The 14,787-nt window shown below is 46.0% G+C and carries 12 protein-coding genes; 7 read left to right on the top strand and 5 right to left on the bottom strand.

Annotation, left to right across the window (positions count from 1 at the left end; genetic code table 11):
• Positions 1 to 118: 118 nt before the first annotated feature.
• Positions 119 to 1,570, bottom strand: a complete 1,452-nt coding sequence (aspA, locus tag AC6R16_RS21740; RefSeq protein ID WP_004742783.1) for an aspartate ammonia-lyase — start codon at positions 1,568 to 1,570, stop codon at positions 119 to 121.
• A gap of 317 nt (positions 1,571 to 1,887) precedes the next feature.
• On the opposite strand from aspA, the gene AC6R16_RS21745 reads away from it, so the two are divergent.
• The 7 genes from AC6R16_RS21745 to AC6R16_RS21775 all read left to right on the top strand — a co-directional run bounded on the left by AC6R16_RS21745 (position 1,888) and on the right by AC6R16_RS21775 (position 11,406).
• Positions 1,888 to 2,403, top strand: a complete 516-nt coding sequence (locus tag AC6R16_RS21745; protein ID WP_004749081.1) for an FxsA family protein — start codon at positions 1,888 to 1,890, stop codon at positions 2,401 to 2,403.
• Positions 2,404 to 2,753: 350 nt separating this feature from the next.
• Positions 2,754 to 5,351: an ExeM/NucH family extracellular endonuclease gene (locus AC6R16_RS21750; protein ID WP_500675715.1), complete on the top strand. Its 2,598-nt coding sequence runs from the start codon at positions 2,754 to 2,756 to the stop codon at positions 5,349 to 5,351.
• Between the two features lie 138 nt (positions 5,352 to 5,489).
• Positions 5,490 to 6,077, top strand: a complete 588-nt coding sequence (locus AC6R16_RS21755) for an aminodeoxychorismate/anthranilate synthase component II (protein WP_500675716.1) — start codon at positions 5,490 to 5,492, stop codon at positions 6,075 to 6,077.
• A 402-nt stretch (positions 6,078 to 6,479) separates the two neighbouring features.
• A complete protein-coding gene (locus AC6R16_RS21760) occupies positions 6,480 to 7,694 on the top strand; it encodes an aspartate aminotransferase family protein (protein WP_004745848.1) in 1,215 nt (404 codons plus the stop codon).
• A 224-nt stretch (positions 7,695 to 7,918) separates the two neighbouring features.
• Positions 7,919 to 8,938 (top strand): arginine N-succinyltransferase, encoded by a 1,020-nt coding sequence (astA, locus tag AC6R16_RS21765; protein WP_500675741.1) that lies wholly within the window; start codon positions 7,919 to 7,921, stop codon positions 8,936 to 8,938.
• 35 nt (positions 8,939 to 8,973) lie between these two features.
• Positions 8,974 to 10,431: a succinylglutamate-semialdehyde dehydrogenase gene (astD, locus tag AC6R16_RS21770; RefSeq protein ID WP_494505682.1), complete on the top strand. Its 1,458-nt coding sequence runs from the start codon at positions 8,974 to 8,976 to the stop codon at positions 10,429 to 10,431.
• Between the two features lie 183 nt (positions 10,432 to 10,614).
• Positions 10,615 to 11,406: a DUF1338 domain-containing protein gene (locus tag AC6R16_RS21775; protein WP_500675717.1), complete on the top strand. Its 792-nt coding sequence runs from the start codon at positions 10,615 to 10,617 to the stop codon at positions 11,404 to 11,406.
• A 297-nt stretch (positions 11,407 to 11,703) separates the two neighbouring features.
• Here AC6R16_RS21775 and crp read toward each other — a convergent pair whose 3' ends face one another.
• From crp to AC6R16_RS21795, 4 genes are all read right to left on the bottom strand, one after another.
• Complete coding sequence (gene crp / locus AC6R16_RS21780; protein ID WP_004410522.1) at positions 11,704 to 12,336, bottom strand: cAMP-activated global transcriptional regulator CRP; 633 nt, start codon at positions 12,334 to 12,336, stop codon at positions 11,704 to 11,706.
• Positions 12,337 to 12,578: 242 nt separating this feature from the next.
• Positions 12,579 to 13,448, bottom strand: a complete 870-nt coding sequence (locus AC6R16_RS21785; protein WP_004745852.1) for a phosphoribulokinase — start codon at positions 13,446 to 13,448, stop codon at positions 12,579 to 12,581.
• 88 nt (positions 13,449 to 13,536) lie between these two features.
• Positions 13,537 to 13,749 carry a YheU family protein gene (locus tag AC6R16_RS21790; RefSeq protein ID WP_239852084.1) on the bottom strand — a complete coding sequence of 71 codons (213 nt, stop codon included), beginning with the start codon at positions 13,747 to 13,749 and terminating at the stop codon, positions 13,537 to 13,539.
• A 40-nt stretch (positions 13,750 to 13,789) separates the two neighbouring features.
• Positions 13,790 to 14,767 carry a hydrolase gene (locus tag AC6R16_RS21795; protein ID WP_500675718.1) on the bottom strand — a complete coding sequence of 326 codons (978 nt, stop codon included), beginning with the start codon at positions 14,765 to 14,767 and terminating at the stop codon, positions 13,790 to 13,792.
• Positions 14,768 to 14,787: the final 20 nt, after the last annotated feature.

Below are 14,787 nucleotides of genomic sequence, written 5' to 3' on the forward strand. Positions count from 1 at the left end.
TCTAACGACTCAGCGTCTAAATAGTTAGATAATAGGAATGAAGAGAGACCTTGATAAAATTGTGGTTAACCGTATTGAGTGCCAAAAAAGGGCTCCGAAGAGCCCTTTCTTACTGCGATTATTCGTAGCGTTTCGCTTTATACGTTGGGTGCATAAAGTTTTCAACACAAAGAATTTCATCAAGCTCTTCTTCGGTTAGCAGACCGCGCTCAAGCACGACTTCACGAACACTCTTACCTGTTTCTGCACAGATCTTACCAACGATGTCACCTTCGTGGTGGCCAATGTATGGGTTTAGGTAAGTCACGATACCGATAGAGTTGTAGACATAGCTTTCACACGTCTCTTTGTTGACTGTGATGCCATCGATACACTTGTCACGCAGGTTGACACATGCGTTGGATAGGATTGAGATAGACTCAAACATGCTTTGTGCAATCACAGGTTCCATCACGTTAAGCTGAAGCTGACCACCTTCTGCTGCAAACGAGATAGTGTTGTCGTTACCAAGCACTTTGAAACAAACTTGGTTAACTACTTCTGGAACTACTGGGTTTACTTTCGCTGGCATGATTGACGAGCCTGCTTGAAGTTCTGGCAGGTTCAGTTCGTTCAAACCTGAACGAGGACCAGATGAAAGCAGACGCAGGTCATTACAGATCTTAGACAGTTTAACCGCTAGGCGTTTTAGTGCGCCGTGCGTCATTACGTATGCACCACAGTCAGACGTTGCTTCGATCAAGTCTTCTGCAGGAACCACTTCTAGGCCTGTTACTTCCGCTAGGTGTTTCACAGCTGATGCTTGGTAACCTTGTGCGGCGTTTAGACCTGTACCAATTGCGGTTGCACCTAGGTTGATTTCTAGTAGCAGTTTTGATGTGTACTCAAGCGCACGAATTTCTTCGTTTAGGGTGACTGCCCAAGCGTGGAACTCTTGACCGACTGTCATTGGCACTGCGTCTTGAAGCTGAGTACGGCCCATCTTCAATACATCTTTAAACTCTTGGCTCTTAAGCTCAAAGGCACCTTTTAGGTATTCAATCGCTTCAATCAGCTTCGCTACGCTGTTGTATACCGCGATACGGAAACCCGTTGGGTATGCACAGTTTGTTGATTGGCTCTTGTTTACGTGATCGTTCGGGTTAACGATGTCGTACTGACCTTTCTCTTTGCCCATTAGTTCAAGAGCAACGTTAGCAATCACTTCGTTGGTGTTCATGTTGACTGAAGTGCCTGCACCACCTTGGAATACGTCTGAAGGGAACTGATCCATGCACTTACCTGTTTCAAGGATCAAATCACACGCTTCGATGATGTAGTTAGCAACATCTTTAGGGATAACACCTAGCTCTTTGTTTGCGAGTGCAGCGGCTTTCTTTGTCATCACCATACCGCGTACAAATTCAGGTACGTCAGAGATGGTCATGTTAGAAATATTGAAGTTTTCAATCGCGCGAAGAGTATGAATGCCGTAGTAAGCGTCAGCTGGTACGTGGCGCTCGCCGAGTAAGTCTTCTTCGATACGGGTTGCTTGGTTAGCCACTTGAGAGGTTTCAGTTAGGGTAGCCATACAGGATCCTTAGATATTTATTCTGATAATAAAGTTGCTTTATAGCCAATCTGTAGTCTAAGAATCCATTCGACAGAATTTTTGGCTGTATAATCCGTCCTGACTTATGTGGCACATGATACTGTACCTGCGGTATAAAAATAGTAAGTGGATCACCTTTTTTGCTTTTGTTGAGTTAAAGTTTTGTAAGATATGAATAGGTTATTAATAACCCTTTAGTGGTAGGGGTTTATTGAGTGTTTTATCACGATTTTTTACAGCTTCAATTTGAGCTAAAACCGTGGAACACGTACACTGAACCCAACAAAGGAGGGCGTGTGTTTCCTATCTTATTATTGCTGTTTATCTTCGTTCCTATTATTGAAATAGGCCTATTTATTCAAGTCGGTGGTTTTCTGGGTTTGTGGCCAACCATCGGCTTGGTACTGATCACCGCATTTGTTGGTGCCTCGTTAGTACGTAGCCAAGGGCTGCAAACACTGATGTCAGTGCAAAACCGCCTTCAGCAGGGGGAGTTACCTGCTCAGCAGATCTTTGAAGGCGTGATGCTGGCGGTTGCCGGCGTGCTGCTTCTGACCCCAGGTTTTATGACTGATGCATTCGGTATGCTGGTTTTACTTCCTGCTCCTAGGGCGGTTATCGCTAAGTACTTGATGAGCAAAATGGTGGTGAAATCAGTGGGTGGTGGATTCCAAGGTGGATTTCATGGCGAGCAGTTTGGTCAGAACCCATTTGAGCAAGGTCCTTTCCACAAAGGGGACTCTAAGCAAGGCTCGACTTTCGAAGGCGAGTTTGAGCGTAAAGATGATGATGACCAAAACCGACTAAACTAATCCGTTTAACTCTCTTTCCAAAGGCGCTCTCACAGCGCCTTTTTTGTTTCTGTCTAACGCTGAATACCTCTAAAGTAGTTACTCTATTTATTAGCAAAAACTTAAATAATTCAACCTCCTCGTCTCAAAGTTGAAACTTCTGTTACCACCATATGTTGAAAATTTGACGACGCTTCAATTATTCATCATGTCTATGAGATCGAAATCTCACTGTCACTGAATGTAATTTTTAGTTTCATAAAAAACATCAACACTGGACATGATTTATTTATAAGTAGTCACGAAAAAAGTGATTTGGAACACGCTTTCTCGTTGTGGTTCAACATTGGAAGCGATGCATGGTGGATAACATGAAACAAAAACTAACCCCAACGCTACTTGCAGCAGTGGTAGCAGGTGCTCTGTCTTCTCCAGCAATGGCAGACATTATTATTTCTCAGTATGTAGAAGGTGGTAGCAACAACAAAGCAATCGAGATTGCTAACACAGGTGATGCTTCTGTCTCTCTTGATGGTTATGAACTAGCCAAGTCAACTAATGGCAATGGCGAGTGGGGCAGCAAGCTGTCACTCAACGGCCAAGTGCTGGCAGCGAAAAGCGTACTGGTTGTTGCACATACTAGTGCTAGCGATGACATTAAAGCGGTTGCGGACATCCTTAATGGCTCAGTAACGGGTTTCAACGGTAATGATCCAATGGCACTACTGAAAGATGGCAGTGTGCATGATCTTCTGGGTGACATGGGTGGCTCTGACTTTGCTAAAGATACCACTTTAGTTCGCAACTCAGATGCGATGACACCTTCTACAGCGCACAATGCTGCACAGTGGTCTTCACTGCCGAAAGATAGCATTGAAGGGTTAGGTACGTTGGATGGTGGTACCGCTCCAGAGCCATTCGCTTGTACTCAAGATGGCGCAGCGCCAACCTTTACTTCTATTCAAGAAATTCAGGGTGAAGGTGATACCTCTCCATTTATTAATGGCTACCCTTACATCACAGACGAAGACTTCTTTGTTAAAGGTGTGGTTAGCGCCGTGACGACGGGCCTAACCAAAGGTTTCTACCTACAGGCACTGACGGATGACTACAACCCACAAACATCAGAAGGCTTGTTCGTTCACACTAACCAGTCTAGCTCAGAGCTAAAACCAGGCGATGTCGTGTGTGTGAAAGGTAAGGTTCAAGAATACTACAACCACACTCAGCTAAAGACAGAAAACAACAACTGGGTTAAGCAAGGCGAGCAAGCAGCGCCAACGGCGACGGATATCGAGATCCTGCCAACAGATAAAAATTTCGATCGCACATTAGAGCGTTACGAAGGCATGCTAGTCAGAACAACTGAAGCGCTCGATATGCGTGTAACGCGTACTTTCGGCTACGATTACGCTGCGCGTCGTAACAATATGGTACTGGCGCAAGGTCGTATCAGCATGCAGCCAAACCAAAACTTTGCCGCAGGTTCAGAGCAAGCGAAACAGCAGAGCATCGAAAACGCTGAGCGTCGTCTATACGTAGAATCTGATGCCAAAGCACCAAACGGTTCTATCCCTTACTACCCAGATTTTGGCCGTACTGACGCAGACCAAGATGGTTCAACAGAAGATTACATCCGTGTTGACGATACGATTGTTGGTCTAGAAGGTGTGATCACATACAGCTACGGCGATTACCGCCTAATCCCGACCAACACGCTAACTAGTGAAAGCTTCGTACGTAACGATCCACGTACTCAAGATATCGATATGACAGAAGGCGACCTACGTATCGCGACTTTCAACGTCTTGAACTACTTCAACTCGCCGTTTGGTGGTGACACGAACCCACATGGTAATAACCGTGGTGCGAACAATTTTGAAGAGTTTGAAGTACAGCAAGCGAAGATCGTCAATGCGATTCTACGCCTAGACGCTGACATCATCGGCCTGATGGAAATCGAGAACAATGGCTTTGGTGAAAGCGGTGCGATTCGTCAGCTTGTTGACCAGCTAAACGCACGAATTGAAAACAAGAAAGATCGTTACGATATCGTCGCTATCGACAGCAATGGCGATAAAGTGACAGACGAAAATGACTACATCGGTACTGACGTAATCACAACAGGCGTTATCTACCGTCCTAAAGTGGTTAAGCTAAAAGAGTCTCGCGTTATCGCAATGCCAAGTCAGCAAGCGCCTGAAGTGGTTGATGAAAACGGCAAAGTGATTGAAGACGGTAAGAACTACCAGCGTGACTCTCTAGCGCCAACCTTTAAGGTGAAAGGGACCAAAGAGAAGATCACAGTGGCGATTAACCACTTCAAATCAAAAGGCTCTAAGTGTTGGGAAGATGCAGCACCGGTTGAGCAAGGTGGTCAGGGTGGTCAAGACCTAGACAAGCAGGGCTCATGTGAAAACTTCCGCGTTGCAGCGGCAGTGGCATTGGGTGATGCGCTGAAAGAGATTAAAGGCCACAAAGTTATCTTGGGTGATATGAACTCGTACGGCATGGAAGACCCAATGCTTGTTCTGACGGATTACAGCCAAGAGAAATACGGTAAGACAATCAAAGCGGCACGTAACACATACATCGGCGGTGAAGTGCAGTACGGTGATGATGGTGCAGTGATTAATCACAACTACGGTTACATCAATGCCGTAGCGAAAGCGCATCCAAACAGCTGGAGCTACTCGTTCAATGATGAAGTGGGCGCACTTGACCACCTATTGATCAGTCCAAGTCTAGAGAAGCACTTTGTTGACGCAACAGACTGGCATATCAATGGTGGTGAATCGACGTTGTTCGATTACAACGATGAGTACAAAGGTGACCTACCTAAGTACCAAGATCACTTCCGTTCTTCTGACCACGATCCAGCGGTTCTAGAGCTAAACATGGCAGGTTCATTCGGCTTCGGCGCAATGATGTCTCTGTTCGGCCTAGCGCTATGGCGTCGTCGTAAATAATAATCCTCAAAAAGTACTGTAAACTAATAAGGTCGGTGAAAGCCGACCTTATTTTTATCGTTTGCTCTTGCCTTTCTTGCCCTGTATTGCACAATACCGCCCCTAACCAAGAAATTTATCAACGCTAGTCTCCGAGTAATGCTGTTAATCATCGATAATTACGACTCTTTTACCTATAACCTGTACCAGTATTTTTGTGAGCTGGGCGCAGAGGTTAAGGTAGTGCGTAATGATGAAATCACGCTTGAAGAGATAGAGGCGTTGAATCCCACCCATTTGGTTATCTCTCCGGGGCCCTGTACGCCCAATGAAGCGGGTATTTCGTTAAGTGCGATTGAGCATTTTGCGGGAAAGCTGCCGATTCTTGGTGTTTGTTTAGGCCATCAGGCGATTGCGCAGGTGTTTGGCGGAGAAGTGGTACGTGCTCGGCAGGTAATGCATGGCAAAACATCCCCAATTCGTCACAATGATCGCAGTGTGTTTGCCACGCTCAATAATCCGCTGACGGTAACGCGTTACCACTCACTTGTGGTTAAGAAAGACTCTTTGCCAGATTGTTTTGAGCTTACTGCTTGGACAGAGCTTGAAGATGGCTCGATGGATGAGATCATGGGCTATCAGCACAAAACCTTGCCGATTGATGCGGTACAGTTCCATCCTGAGTCGATTAAAACAGAGCAAGGCCACCAGATCCTCGCTAACTTTTTGGCTCGCCAGCCACTTTAAAACGCTCTCTTTGACCGTCTTTTGTCTGGTTAAAGCCTGACTCAGATCACTATTTTTAACATTTCCTTCATAATTCACCTTGCGGATATTTTGTGAAAAAGTATGCGCAGAGTTTGTCGCGTCTACGCTAGAGCCCTTATCCGGACTATGATTAACCATAGCTTATCGTAGCTATAAGAATATATTGCTTCATAAAAGTAGAGGCGTGATGCATAAATACGCATAGGTAGTGACTATCAGACTCCGCAGTGGGCACTAAAAAGAATAAATCACTATTGAAATGGTTAATTAAATGTAAATACAATGCCGTGATTGCTTAATAGCAAAACAATATCTTATTTCATTGAATAGAAGTAAGGACACCATATTCGCTATGCATGCGGTATCAAGAGGGAATGTGCAATGACTGTAGAAAATAACGTAGAACGCGGTTTGTTTGATGAGGTAATGGTACCTTGTTATAACCCAATGGAAATGATTCCAGTAAAAGGCGAGGGTGCTCGCGTTTGGGATCAGCAAGGTAAGGAATACATCGACTTTGCTGGTGGTATCGCCGTGAGCTGTTTAGGTCATTGTCACCCTGCAATGGTGAATGCGTTAACTGAACAAGGTCAAAAGCTGTGGCATTTAAGTAACGTAATGACTAACGAGCCTGCGCTTCGTCTCGCTAAAAAGCTTACTGAAGTGAGCTTTGCGGAGAAAGTTTTCTTTGCTAACTCAGGTGCAGAGGCAAACGAAGCGGCTCTGAAATTGGCGCGTCGTTATGCAGCAGATAAGTTTGGTCCAGAAAAATCTGAAATCATCGCTTTTAAACAAGGCTTCCATGGCCGTACTTTCTTCACTGTAACTGTTGGCGGCCAAGCGGCTTACTCTGATGGTTTTGGTCCTAAGCCAGGTGATGTCACTCACTTGCCATACAATGATGTTGAAGCACTTCGTGAGCATATCTCAGATCGCACTTGTGCCATCATGATGGAACCACTTCAAGGTGAAGGCGGCATCATTTCTCCAACTGATGAATTTGTTCAGACAGTTCGTGAGCTATGTGACAAGCATAATGCCCTACTGATTTTTGATGAAGTGCAGACAGGTAACGGTCGTACTGGTCAATTCTACGCATATCAAGGTCTGGGTGTGACTCCAGATATTCTAAGCACAGCTAAGTCTCTAGGTGGCGGTTTCCCTATTGGCGCAATGCTAACTACTACTGAGCTATCTAAGCACCTGAAAGTCGGTACTCATGGTTCGACTTACGGTGGTAACCCACTAGCGTGTGCGGTTGCTGAAGCTGTGGTTGATGTTGTCAGTGCTCCAGAAACATTAGCTGGCGTTGCAGAGCGTGAAGCTCTATTCCGTGAAGGCTTAGCCAAACTTAATGATAAGTACAACATGTTCGCGGAAGTTCGCGGCAAAGGTCTTCTTTTAGGTGCTGCTCTTAACGATGAGTGGCAAGGCCGCGCACGCGATGTGTTAGTCGCTGCAGGTAAAGAAGGTCTGATGGTTCTAGTGGCAGGTGCAAACGTAGTTCGTTTCACACCATCACTAGTAATCAGCACGGAAGAAATTAACGAAGGACTTGCGCGACTAGATAAAGCTCTAGCGACGCTAGTTAAATAACAAAAACAAATCGGGAACCTATTCACTAATAGGTCCCCAATACCAGTGCTATCGGTCATCTGTTCAGGTAGTTGCGTAGGAAAAATCGCTTAGAACAAGGCGTAGCTTACAGCGAGCTAGCGGGCCTAACTTCAAGAGCTACAACGTAGTTATCAGCGATTTTAACCAGCAAGAACAGACAGATGATCGGTAGCATTGGTATCTTGTATCAGGAGGGAGTTTTGATGCTGGTTGTTCGCCCTATCGCAATGTCGGATTACGATGCGCTGCACACATGCGCAGTGGAATCGGGTCACGGATTTACATCTCTACCGGTTAACGAAGAACTGTTAACCAATCGTATTACCCATTCAGAATATAGCTTTACCAAGCCGGACGTAAACGAGCCGGGTGATGAAGGCTATCTCATGGTTGGCTTTGATAATGAGACTGGCGAAGTCGCTGGTTGTACGGGGATTGAAGCTTCCATTGGTTGGGATGTACCTTTTTACTCTTACCATATCAGTACCGTCGTTCACTCATCGCCAAAACTGGGTGTGAATAACGTGGTTAAGCTACTGACTTTCGGTAACAACTACACCGGTTGTAGTGAAATTTGTACTCTGTTCTTAAGACCTTCTTTCCGTCAGGGCTTGAATGGCCGCTTGATGTCGAAGTGTCGTTTTCTAATGATGGCAGAGCATCCTGAAAGATTCTCGAAAACGGTTTTTGCTGAGATGCGCGGTGTATCGGATGAAGAAGGTAACTCACCATTCTGGCAATGGCTACAAGAGCACTTCTTCTCGATTGATTTCACTATGGCAGATTACCTCACTGGTATCGGCAAGAAAGGCTTTATTGCTGACCTGATGCCTAAGCTACCAATCTACATCAACCTATTGAGCAAAGAGGCCCAAGAGGTGATTGGTCAAGTGCATGAAAACACCAAACCTGCTTTACGCCTGTTGGAAAAAGAAGGTTTCACTTGTCGTAACTACGTCGACATCTTTGATGGCGGCCCAACGGTTGAGTGTGATGTACGCAATATCGAGTCAGTTCGTCACTCATTCAGAGCGAAAGTCACTATCGCGGAACACACCAGTTCTCAAGACTACTTGATCTCAAACACGTCGTTTGAAGACTTCCGCGCAACTGCGGCGAAAGCGGCTTACGATCAGGCTTCAGAGTCAGTGATTTTGTCTCCTGAAGTGGCGAATGCCCTCAAAGTTAACGAAGGCGAATTCGTTCGCATGTTGGCTCAATAGAGCTTTGTATTAAGGAAAATGTGAAGGAACAAGCTATGACACATTGGATTGCTGGCGAATGGGTTGCAGGTCAAGGTGAGTCGATGAACTCACAAAGCCCATACAACAACGAAGTTATCTGGCAAGGCGACAGCGCAACACCGCAGCAAGTTGAGCAAGCGGTATCAGCGGCACGCAGTGCATTCGTTGGCTGGAAAAAATTAAGCTTTGCTGAGCGTGAAGCGATCGTTCTCGCTTTTGCTGAAAAGGTAAAAGAGAACAGCGAACAAATCGCAGAAATCATCGCCAAAGAAACCGGTAAGCCAATTTGGGAAACTCGTACTGAAGCAGCGGCAATGGCAGGTAAGATTGCGATTTCAATTCGAGCTTACCATGACCGTACTGGTGAAGCTCAGCGTGAAGCCGCAGGTAACCAAATCGTCCTTCGTCATCGCCCATTAGGCGTCATGGCGGTGTTTGGCCCATATAACTTCCCAGGACACCTACCAAACGGTCACATCGTACCTGCGCTACTGGCAGGTAATACCGTGGTATTTAAGCCGTCAGAGCAAACGCCGCTAACCGGTGAGTTTGCCATGAAACTGTGGGATCAAGTTGGTCTGCCGAAAGGGGTGATCAACCTAGTGCAAGGTGCTAAAGAAACCGGTATTGCGTTGGCTGATTCTAAAGGCTTAGATGGCGTGCTATTCACAGGTAGCGCGAATACAGGTCATATCCTGCATAAGCAGTTTGCTGGTCAACCGGGTAAGATGCTCGCGCTAGAAATGGGTGGCAACAACCCAATGGTGATCTCTGAAAATTACGGAGAGTTGGACGCGACCGTCTACACAATCATTCAATCTGCGTTTATCAGTGCGGGTCAACGTTGTACTTGTGCACGCCGTTTGTATGTTCCAGTTGGTGATAAAGGTGACTTACTGGTCAACAAGCTAGTGGAAGCAACCAATAAGATTCGTGTCGATCAGCCATTTGCTGAGCCAGCACCATTTATGGGCCCGCAGATCTCTAAAGCGGCTGCTGACTTTATTCTTGCTGCTCAAGCAAATCTACAAAAGCTAGGTGGCGAGAGCTTAATTGAAGCTAAAGCCGGAGAAGCTGCATTTGTAACACCGGGCATTATTGATGTCACAGCAATTGCTGAGCTGCCAGATGAAGAGTACTTCGGCCCACTACTGCAAGTGGTGCGTTATCAAGGTCTAGAGAAAGCGGTTGAGTTAGCCAACGACACTCGCTTTGGTCTATCCGCAGGCTTAGTTTCTACTGACGATGGTGAGTGGGAATACTTTGTCGACCATATTCGTGCTGGTATCGTAAACCGCAACCGCCAGTTAACTGGTGCAAGCGGTGATGCGCCATTTGGTGGCCCGGGCGCGTCAGGTAACTTACGCCCAAGTGCTTACTACGCAGCAGATTACTGTGCTTACCCTATGGCTTCGATGGAAGGAGGAGAAACACTTCTTCCTGCAACGCTAAGCCCAGGTGTTGAACTATAAAAAACGATAAATTTTAGGGAATTCCCTTCTCGCCTCCCCGAGCCGGGAGGCATTTGAAACGTCACAGGCTGAAGGCTATCTGATCAAACTTTCTGGACACATTTGGTTAGATGGCCTTTTTTATAATTAAACAGATAACTACTCATACTCCATTTACGTAAACCACCCCTACAAGGAGGCGTTATGACGCCAGATGTTTTATTCCAACAGTTATGGAATGACTATATTCAACGCTTATGTCCCTCTGCTGAACAAGTCCACCAACTTCTGCAAGAAGACGAAGCGCTGATCAATGACCACATTGCTCTGCGCACTTTCAATGTAGAACCTCTGGGCATTGCGACCCTTGCACAACCATTCTTAGACGTAGGCTACAAGCCATGCGGTGACTATGTGTTTGAAAGCAAAAAGCTTGTTGCCAAGCATTATGAGCACCCAGACCCAAAACAGCCAAAAGTGTTCATCAGTGAATTGAAGGTTGAAGAGTGTTCTGCCGAGCTACAAGCTATTGTCGCTAAGCTTGTCGAGCAATTGGACACCAGTAAGCTAAAAGGTCATGAGTTCTTGTGTGGCGGTCGTTTGTGGGACATTAGCTTTGCTGACTTCCAGACGTTAGCGAAAGAAAGTGAGTACGCTTCTTGGCTGGCAGCACATGGTTATGGCGCCAACCACTTTACGGTTAGCGTCAATCAGCTTAACGCTTTTGAAGAAGTGAAAGGTGTCAATGATCACCTACGCGATTCCGGCTTTACCATCAATGAGTTTGGTGGCGAAGTGAAGGGGTCTCCTGATGTGCTGCTAGAGCAATCTTCAACGATGGCGGATAAAGTAGCGGTAACCTTCACTGAAGGCACAGAGATTATCCCTGGCGGTTTCTACGAGTTTGCTAAGCGCTACCCAATGAGCAACGGTGAACTTTATCCAGGGTTTGTTGCAGCTTCTGCTGATAAGATCTTCGAGAGTACTAACGGGTAGAGAGTAGATGCGAGATTCGGGCTTCGCCCTGCGAGAGTCGAGATCGGACTTCGTCCTTCGAGAGGTGGGAGCTAGTAGTGAGGCGATAGGGCCTTATGTCTACAAGGTGTTGACAGAACGAGTCCTTAATCAGTCATAATTTTCTCGATTCTCGATTCTCGATTCTCGATTCTCGATTCTCGATTCTCGATTCTCGATTCTCGATTCTCGATTCTCGATTCTCGATTCTCGATTCTCGATAAAAAAGCCACCAATGTCTCCATTGGTGGCTTTTAAAATTTTAGCGGTTAATCGAAATTAACGAGTACCGTAAACCACGATAGTTTTACCGTGTGCAGAAATTAGGTTCTGCTCTTCTAGCATCTTCAAGATACGACCTACTGTCTCACGAGAACAGCCAACGATTTGACCGATTTCTTGACGAGTGATCTTAATCTGCATGCCATCTGGGTGAGTCATCGCATCTGGTTGCTTCGCTAGGTTTAGTAGCGTTTGAGCAATACGGCCAGTTACGTCTAGGAATGCTAGGTCACCTACTTTTTGGCTAGTCACTTGTAGGCGGCTTGCCATTTGCGCAGATAAGCGCATTAGGATGTCTGGGTTCACTTGGATAAGCTGACGGAATTTCTTAAATGAGATTTCCGCAACTTCACAAGGAGATTTAGCACGAACCCATGCTGTACGCTCTTGGTCTTCTTCGAATAGACCAAGTTCACCGATAAAGTCACCTTGGTTTAGGTAAGAAAGGATCATTTCCTTACCTTCTTCGTCTTTAATAAGAACCGCTACTGAGCCTTTTACGATGTAGTACAAAGTTTCAGCTTTCTCGCCCGCGTGAATTAGCGTGCTTTTTGAAGGGTACTTATGAATATGACAATGTGAAAGAAACCACTCTAATGTTGGGTCGGTTTGAGGTTTACCTAGAACCATAATATCTCACTTCCTCTGCAGGGTACGCTTGCCGCTTTCCATATTTTAGCTAAGCCTTAATCAAGACCTACTAGGATAAGAGCACTTTACAAATGCTGCAAGCCAACTTGTGTTTCGGTAAGAAATAGTATCCTTTTTCGAAAACGATTTCTTGATTTTAATCGGGTACAACTGGGGTTTTAGTACGCAAAACTGTGCACATGATCACGGTATGAAAAGTAATCGTGTTCTAGCTGTGGGTATTAACCAATTTTGCCCGTTTCGATGAGCTGTTGAAGTATCGGTTTAACGATTAGCTCCATGGCAAAACTCATCTTACCGCCAGGGACAACAATCGTGTTATGACGCGACATAAATGCCCCATCTATCATTGCCAGTAGATATGGGTAATCTACGTTTTTAATGCCTCGTAATCGGATAACAACAAAACTCTCATCTAAACTCGGAATGCCTTTGGCGTTAAGCGGGTTAGATGTGTCGACGGTAGGGACACGTTGAAAGTTAATATGAGTACGAGAAAACTGCGGGGTAATGTAGTTCAAATAGTCATCCATGGAGCGGACGATAGAGTCCATCACCGCTTCACGCGAGTGACCACGATCGCGAGTATCGCGAACGAATTTCTGAATCCACTCTAGGTTAACGATAGGCACCATGCCAATTAGAAAATCAACATGCTGTGATACGTTAACCTCGCCATCGACAACACCGCCATGCAGACCTTCATAAAACAGGACGTCGGAGTTTTCTGGCAGATCTTGCCAAGGTGTAAAGGTGCCTGGCATTTGGTTGTATGGAACCGCTTCATCGAACGTATGCAGGTAACGACGGATTTGACCGACGCCCTCTTGACCGTACTTGCGGAAGAACTCTTCAAGTCCATTGAAGTCGTTCGCCTGAGGGCCAAAGTAACTGATATGGCGACCCTGCTCACGTGCCTTTCGGATTTCGACATCCATTTCAGGGCGCGTAAAGCGGTGGAAGCTATCGCCTTCAACCCAGGCGGGTTTGACGTCCATCATATTGAACATCTTGCGGAAAGCTTCAGAAGTCGTTGTGGTACCAGCTCCAGAGGAACCAGTGACCGCAATAATCGGGTGTTTTGCTGACATGACAAACCTTGTCGTAATCTAATCCTTTAAACGAAAACCACTATAGCACGCTTTAGTGGTCAGTCACTGTATGCGATGCGTTAAAGTACTAAAACTTTCGTTTGAGTTGAATATCGACGGTCTCGTGCAGTTCAGAGAAGACAACAACGGCTTCCCCTGACTCCAACTGGGTACGTATCTGGTCGATTTTGTCTTGCAGCGAGACCTCGATATCCCCGTAGTCTGTCCCTTCACGCAGGACAAACTCACGAATGAGATTTTCTAGTGTCGTAGGTTCGATTTGTTGCCATGGAACGATCATAAATACCTCTTTATTTTATGATTTAGGCCAAGGTGATTGGCTACGCGGAGAGAGCCAAACTTTCATAGTATGCGGGTAGTGCCTCTTCGAGCCAAAACCTCGGCTTTAACGCACTGCCGGTCACAAAACCAACATGCCCACCTTGTTCAAACAGTCGGTAGTCAATGTTATCTGGCAAGACATATTTCGGAATCACAGCGTCAGTCATGAACGGATCATCTTTCGCATGGATGATCTGTGTGGGTAGGGTGATCTCTTTCAAGCGATGAATGCCCGAGCAGCGCTGATAATAGTCTTCCGCGTCCTTGAAGCCATGCAGTGGGGCGGTGATTAGGTCATCAAACTCGTACAGTTTAGTCACGCGTTTGATGTTTTGATAGCTCAATCCAAGCTCTCCTTTCAGCAGTTGATGCTTTTGCAGTGCGCTTTTCTTCAATGATGACAGGAGATAGTTTTTATACAGCTTGGAAAAGCCTTGTTCGATGCGCTCAGAGCAGGCAGACAGGTCGAGTGGCGCAGACACTATAGTGGCGGCATCAAGCAATGGATCTTGATTGTACTTGGCGAGGTAGTTGGCCAGCATATTGCCGCCAAGAGAAATTCCTACCGCGACTTTAGTTTGGTGCGGAAACAGCGAATCAAGATGTTCAAGGAAGAAGCGGGCATCTTCCACTTCACCTGAGTGATAGGCGCGAGCAAGTTTGTTGGGTTTACCGCTACAGCCACGAAAATGCATCATCACTGACAGCCAGCCTTGCTTTGCAAAAGCGTCCATTAAACCATTAGCATACGGGCTGTAGAAACATCCTTCCAAACCGTGGAACAAAACAAAAATCGGCTTGCTTTTGGCTGACTTGCCATTGATATCTTCACTCCAAGCGATATCGAGGAAGTCTCCATCCGGAGTATCTAAAGTTTGCCAGATTGGTTCAAACAGGGCTTTTTTGCGAATAAAGCGCGGAGCAAGCGTTTGTAGGTGTGGGTTGGCTAATCCTTTAGCGGCAACAAAATGAGTCATAACGGTTCCAAAGCTTAGGG

It is taken from the genome of Vibrio sp. R10-SG3-ISO10 (assembly GCF_059834185.1).

Coding starts and splice junctions, on each gene's coding strand:
- aspA (WP_004742783.1), bottom strand. CDS start 1,570: ATGGCTACCCTAACTGAAACCTCTCAAGTGGCTAACCAAGCAACCCGT.
- AC6R16_RS21750 (WP_500675715.1), top strand. CDS start 2,754: ATGAAACAAAAACTAACCCCAACGCTACTTGCAGCAGTGGTAGCAGGT.
- AC6R16_RS21755 (WP_500675716.1), top strand. CDS start 5,490: ATGCTGTTAATCATCGATAATTACGACTCTTTTACCTATAACCTGTAC.
- AC6R16_RS21760 (WP_004745848.1), top strand. CDS start 6,480: ATGACTGTAGAAAATAACGTAGAACGCGGTTTGTTTGATGAGGTAATG.
- astA (WP_500675741.1), top strand. CDS start 7,919: ATGCTGGTTGTTCGCCCTATCGCAATGTCGGATTACGATGCGCTGCAC.
- astD (WP_494505682.1), top strand. CDS start 8,974: ATGACACATTGGATTGCTGGCGAATGGGTTGCAGGTCAAGGTGAGTCG.
- AC6R16_RS21775 (WP_500675717.1), top strand. CDS start 10,615: ATGACGCCAGATGTTTTATTCCAACAGTTATGGAATGACTATATTCAA.
- crp (WP_004410522.1), bottom strand. CDS start 12,336: ATGGTTCTAGGTAAACCTCAAACCGACCCAACATTAGAGTGGTTTCTT.
- AC6R16_RS21785 (WP_004745852.1), bottom strand. CDS start 13,448: ATGTCAGCAAAACACCCGATTATTGCGGTCACTGGTTCCTCTGGAGCT.
- AC6R16_RS21790 (WP_239852084.1), bottom strand. CDS start 13,749: ATGATCGTTCCATGGCAACAAATCGAACCTACGACACTAGAAAATCTC.
- AC6R16_RS21795 (WP_500675718.1), bottom strand. CDS start 14,767: ATGACTCATTTTGTTGCCGCTAAAGGATTAGCCAACCCACACCTACAA.